The following is a 5,267-nucleotide window of genomic DNA, read 5'->3' as shown; positions in this document are numbered from 1 at the left end:
GACAACCAGGTCAAACTCCGCGGCTACCGCATCGAACTCGGCGAAATCGAAGCCGCGTTGCTCACCCACGACCACATCGACACAGCCGCAGTCGTGTTGCGCGAGGACGCGCCCGGAGACCGGCGACTCGTCGCCTATGTCGTCGCCTCCGCCGGCACCACGGCACCGGCGACGGGCGGCCTGCGGGCACATCTCCAGCGGGACCTGCCGGAGTACATGGTGCCCGCGGCGTTCGTGACGCTGGAGGCGTTGCCGTTGACGCCGAACGGGAAGGTCGACCGCAAGGCGCTCCCCGCCCCCGGCCCACTGCGTCCCGACTCGGATGGCGGCTACGCCGCTCCGCGCAACCCCGTCGAGCGCGCCGTCACCGCGATCTGGGCCGATGTCCTCACCCTCGAAGCCGTCGGCATCCACGACAACTTCTTCGAACTCGGCGGCCATTCCCTGCTCGCCACCCAGGTCACCAGCCGGATCCGCAAGACCCTCGGTCTGGACGTCCCGGTGCGCACCCTCTTCGCGGCACCCACACCCGCGCAACTCGCCACCGCGATGGCCGACATCATGATGTCCGCCATCACGGCCGAGTTCAGCGGCGCCCGCTGAGCCCGGGTCGAAACGAACTCCCGGCAGCACGAGTGGCCGGACACGATTTCCGTGTCCGGCCACTGCGTACGTCCGGCCGCCCGCGCGCCATCGCCGAACGCCCGGCCGGCGCCGGGTTCGTTCAGATCATGTCCTCGGGCCGGATGCTCCCCTCGGCGATGGCCATCGCGCCGAGCTGGAACCGGCTGTGCGCACCGAAACGATCGGTGAGTCGGTCGGAGAGCCGCCGGACCGTACGCAGCGAGACGTCCATCTGCCGGGCGGCGGACGCGTCGGTGAGACCTCGGGCCCACAGACGCAGGATGTGCTGTTCCTGAAGGGACAGTTGGCCCGCCGTGCGCGGCCGAGCCCCGGTCAGCGGCAACGCTTCCTTCCACAGATTGGCGAACAGCGCCACGAACGCGTTGATGATCGACTCGGAGGTGCAGACGAGACCACCCATCACCGAGCGGAAATTGCCGACCGGCACGACCACGTGCCGGCGGTCGATCAGTATCATCCACACCGGAAGCGACGGCAACGTCCGGACGCCGCCGAGCACGTCCGTCTTCCAGCGCAGATAGGGCATCGCCGCGTTGTCGTTGCGTGCGCTCTCCAGCAGGATCGACCGCGACTTGGCTCCGCGCCGGAGCACCGACTCGTCCACCGGCCGACTGGCCTCGATCACCGCCTGGGTCAGCCGCTGGGTCGGGCCCAGGGACAGCGCCTCCTCCTCACAGCCGTCGGCCAGTTCGGCCACCCGCCGCCAGACCGCCGCCTCGCCGGGCAGCCACTCCACCCCGGGCACCTGTCCCTGTGGCCGACGGCCGTGCGCGGCAAGCAGTTGCGCGACCTCCAGGCGGCTGTCCTCGACCTGGAGCTGATGCCGGGCCAATTCCGCCTGCTGCCGGGCCAGCATCGCGGCCAGCCCGACCTCCGGTTCGATCGGCATCCATCCGGTGGCGCCCTCACCCGGTGCAACCAGTGACAGCTGTGACAGTTGCTCCAGCGCCCGACCGATCGCCACGTCGCTCTCGTCCAGTTGCTCGGCCAGCTCCCGCACATCCGCGTGCGGCTGGGCGACCATCGTCAGATAGACGCCCTGAGCGACGGAATCCATCCCAAGTGTGGTCTGCACCTGTGACCCTCCTCTGTGTCGTAGGACAGCTCCAGTGCCGGGCGCGGCACTGGCGACAGTCAACGAGAATCCCGGGCCGTGCGTATGCGTGCCGGATGCCCATCTTCATCCGACGCCGGTGCGCGTCCGACCGACCGGGTCACGGCCGCTTCGGCACGCCGACGACGGTCCGCGGGGCCGCCCGGCCGGGGCCGGGCACCCAGCCGGGCGACACGCGGCGCGGGCCGTCGATGAAATATGGGTAGAGAGCACGCATGTTGCCGAGCGTCGCCGCCGCCAGGCTGGACCTACCAGCGGACAAGGGAGATACGGCGATGGCGATCAATACTCGGGGCGCGATTCACTCGCTCGCGGCGATGGCGATCCTGACGCTCACGACCCTGACGGGGTTGACCGAGATGTCCTCCGGAGGGTCCTCCTCCACCTATCCCCACCACGCCCACGTCTGCATCTCCATGGACGACGGGGGTACGGGCAACGGGTGAGCCGCGGGGCCTCGGCGAGAAAATGGGGTGATCCCACCCATGTCTGCGATTCCCCGATCCGGCACGTTGGACGGTATGCACACTCAACCCACCCGCGACGACGTCGCGGGCCACGAACAATGATCGGCGAGATGCGCTGGGAGCGGGTCGACCTGTCGGCGGCCGAGTCGGATCTGCCCATCGCGATTGGTGGTTCGACGGCACCGCATCGGCTGCTGGAGGCGCACCGACACGGCGCCTTTCCGTTCCCTCGCCTGCGAGGCCACTCGGCCGAGGTACAGCGGGCCCGGTACGCACAACACGTCGCCGACGGCCGGATCACCGCGTTTCCGGCCCCGCAGAGCGAGGACGACTACGCGGTGACGTGGTGGAGCCCGGTCCGGCGACCGGTGATCAACGTCGGGTCCGGGCCACTGTCCGGCCTGTTGCGGCACAGCCGCAGCGCCGGCGAGCCGCAATGGATCGTCACGTGCGACCACGCGTTCACCAGTGTCGTCAACGGCTGCCGCGACCAGGCGCGCTCACCGTGGATCACGGACACGTTTCGCGCCTCGCTGATCTCCCTGCACGAGGCGGGCTGGGCGCACAGCGTGGAGATCTGGCAGGGGGAAAATCTGATCGCCGGGCTCTTCGGCACCGGTATCGGCAACGTCTTCAGCGTCGACTCCGCCTTCGGCCGACGACCGCACGCGACCCGGGTGGCCTTCGCCGACCTGAGCCGCCGGCTGCGCGGTCATGCCGAACTCATCGACGTGCAGGTCCCCCACGACTACACCACCTCGCTGGGCACCCGGTCGATCAGCCGTGCGGAGTATCTGGCCGCGCTGTCGACCGTGGACATGCCGCTGGTGATGCGGGCGGGCGTGCTCTCCGTCCAGCCGCTGTCGCAGAGTTCGTCGAGCGCTCATTGAAAGAGCCCCCGGGGAGAGGTGCACACTCCCCGGGGGCCTCCTTTCGATCGGCTAGTCGTTCTCGATCCGGCCTTCCTTTTCGATCCGGCGTCCCTTCTCGATCATCGAGACCAGGGCCGCCAACTGCTCGTCGCCCTTGACCATTTCCATGTGTCGTCCCCGGATGTCGAGGATCTCGATCCCGGCGGGATGCAACTGTCGCCAGTGTGCGACGTATTGCTCGTGGGACACCCCGTCCGCCGTGCCTTCCGGCCCGGCATCGCGCACCGATTCGCTGATCACCAGCGTGGTTCGGGCGTACGAGGGCCTGGCCCGATGGTCGGCCAACGAGCGGACCTCGGCCGCCAGTACCTCGTAGGGCAGCCATTCGTCGAGCGTGACCACGTCCTCCTCGATGTTCATCCGCGGCGCCAGATCCTTGAGCGCGCGCTCGGTCCGCTCGCGGGCCGGCCCCGCCTCGCCCTGTCCGCGCCGCCACAGCTCCTCGACCCGCCGGTAGAGTTCGGCGTACTCCTGGAACCGTGCGCGTTGCGGACGCCCGGTGACCGCGGGTTCGAGCAGGTACGCCGCGCCCACCTCGTTCGGGTGCTGCACGCACATCTCGTGCGCCACGACCGCTCCGGTGGACCAGCCGAGGAGCAGGTAGGGGCCGTCCGGCTGGACCGAGCGGATCTCGTCCCAGTACCGGCCCGCCATCGCCTCGACACCGACGATCGGCTCCTCGCCGGGGGCCAGCCCGCATGCCTGCACGCCGTAGACGGCGAACGAGTCGGCCAGCCGAACCGCCAGGTCGTGATAGGCGTGGGTGCTGCCGCCGCCGGGATGCACGCAGAACAGCTTTGGCAGACCGCTGACTTCCGCCGGTTCCTTCGACAGCAGGACGACCAGCCCGGCCGGGTCGCTCGTCGGGGCGGCGATCGCCGCCGCGAGGTCGGCGATGGTGGCGTGCCGCATGATCTGCCGGAGGCTCACCGTCCATCCGGCCTCGCCGATGCGGGACGCGACCCGCACCGCGTTGATCGACTGTCCGCCGAGCTCGAAGAAGTTGTCGTCGACTCCGACGGTGTCGACGCCGAGTACCTCGGCCCAGATCGTGGCGATCACCTGCTCGATCGGGGTGCGCGGTGCGGTGTAGGCGGCGTCGAGGTCGGGACGGTGGCCGTCCGGCACCGGGAGTGCCTTGGTGTCGACCTTGCCGTTCGGGGTGAGCGGGAGTCGGTCGAGGGTGACGAACAGCGTCGGGATCATGTAGTCGGGAAGGTGTTGCCGCAGGTGGGCACGCAGTTCGCCGGTGGTGGGGTCGGTGGCGTCGGCCTCGGTGGTGGTGACGAGGTAGCCGGCGAGGCGCTTGTCGCCGGGGGTGTCCTGGCGGACGATCACGGTGGCCGCGCTGATGCTCGGGTGAGTGAGGAGTGTGGCTTCGATCTCGCCGAGTTCGATGCGGTAGCCGCGGAGTTTGACCTGGTTGTCGATGCGGCCGATGAACTCCAGTCGGCCATCCGGGCGCCACTTGACCAGGTCGCCGGTGCGGTAGACGCGGGCGTCCGGGTCGGCGGAGAAGGGATCCCGGGTGAAGCGGGCCTCGGTCAGCTCCGGGCGGTTCAGGTAGCCGCGGGCAACGCAGATCCCGCCCAGCAGGCACTCGCCCGGAACACCGACCGGCACCGGACGATCGTAGCGATCCACCACATAAGCCCTGGTGTTGGTGATCGGCACACCCACCGGAGTGCTCTCCCAGGCCGGATCCACCTCCCTGGTCAGGCTCATCACATTGGCGACCGAACCCTCCGTCGCCCCGTACTCGTTCGAGATCGTCGTGGTGTGCCGACCCGAAGCCAGGATGCGCCGGACCAGGGACGGGGAGAGATCCTCGCCGCCCGCCACGATCGTGGCGATGTCGTGTCGGCTGCCGCTGTGTTCGAGATGCGCGGCCAGCACCTCCAGGTGCGACGGGGTCGCCTTGAGGAAGCTGATCGGCACACCCGTGAGAATCGTCTCGACCGCTGCCTCGAACGCGGTCCCCTCGGGCCCCGGTTGCGGCACATCCAGTCTCAACCCCTGGATGAGTGGGAGGAAGAGTGCGGTGATGGTGAGGTCGAAGGTGACGGAGGAGTAGAGCAGGCTGCCGATACCGTCGCCGGCAGCGGCGGG

General features: G+C 69.3%; 5 protein-coding genes. 3 read left to right on the top strand and 2 right to left on the bottom strand.

All coding sequences use genetic code 11. The features are described 5' to 3' along the window. The coding region (locus ABZS54_RS42145; RefSeq protein WP_355548503.1) for a phosphopantetheine-binding protein at positions 1–603 on the top strand (603 nt) is incomplete at its 5' end. A 121-nt stretch (positions 604–724) separates the two neighbouring features. On the opposite strand, the gene ABZS54_RS42140 is transcribed toward ABZS54_RS42145, so the two are convergent. Continuing rightward, the gene (locus ABZS54_RS42140; protein WP_355548500.1) at positions 725–1,720 is read right to left on the bottom strand and encodes a helix-turn-helix transcriptional regulator; all 996 of its coding nucleotides are present in this window, start codon (positions 1,718–1,720) and stop codon (positions 725–727) included. A 314-nt stretch (positions 1,721–2,034) separates the two neighbouring features. Between ABZS54_RS42140 and ABZS54_RS42135 the strand changes: the two genes are divergently transcribed. Together ABZS54_RS42135 and ABZS54_RS42130 are read left to right on the top strand one after the other, a co-directional pair. Next, positions 2,035–2,205: a hypothetical protein gene (locus ABZS54_RS42135; RefSeq protein ID WP_355548497.1), complete on the top strand. Its 171-nt coding sequence runs from the start codon at positions 2,035–2,037 to the stop codon at positions 2,203–2,205. A gap of 131 nt (positions 2,206–2,336) precedes the next feature. Next, positions 2,337–3,116: a leucyl/phenylalanyl-tRNA--protein transferase gene (locus ABZS54_RS42130; RefSeq protein ID WP_355548494.1), complete on the top strand. Its 780-nt coding sequence runs from the start codon at positions 2,337–2,339 to the stop codon at positions 3,114–3,116. Positions 3,117–3,167: 51 nt separating this feature from the next. Here the strand turns inward: ABZS54_RS42130 and ABZS54_RS42125 are convergent. Next, positions 3,168–5,267 (bottom strand): AMP-binding protein (locus ABZS54_RS42125; RefSeq protein WP_355548491.1); only part of this gene is annotated, 2,100 nt, incomplete at its 5' end.

The organism is Embleya sp. NPDC005575, from assembly GCF_040605455.1.
In the GTDB taxonomy this organism is placed as follows: Bacteria; Actinomycetota; Actinomycetes; order Streptomycetales; family Streptomycetaceae; genus Embleya.
Note: the sequence above shows the minus strand (reverse complement) of the source record. Positions and strands in the feature narration are given on the sequence as shown.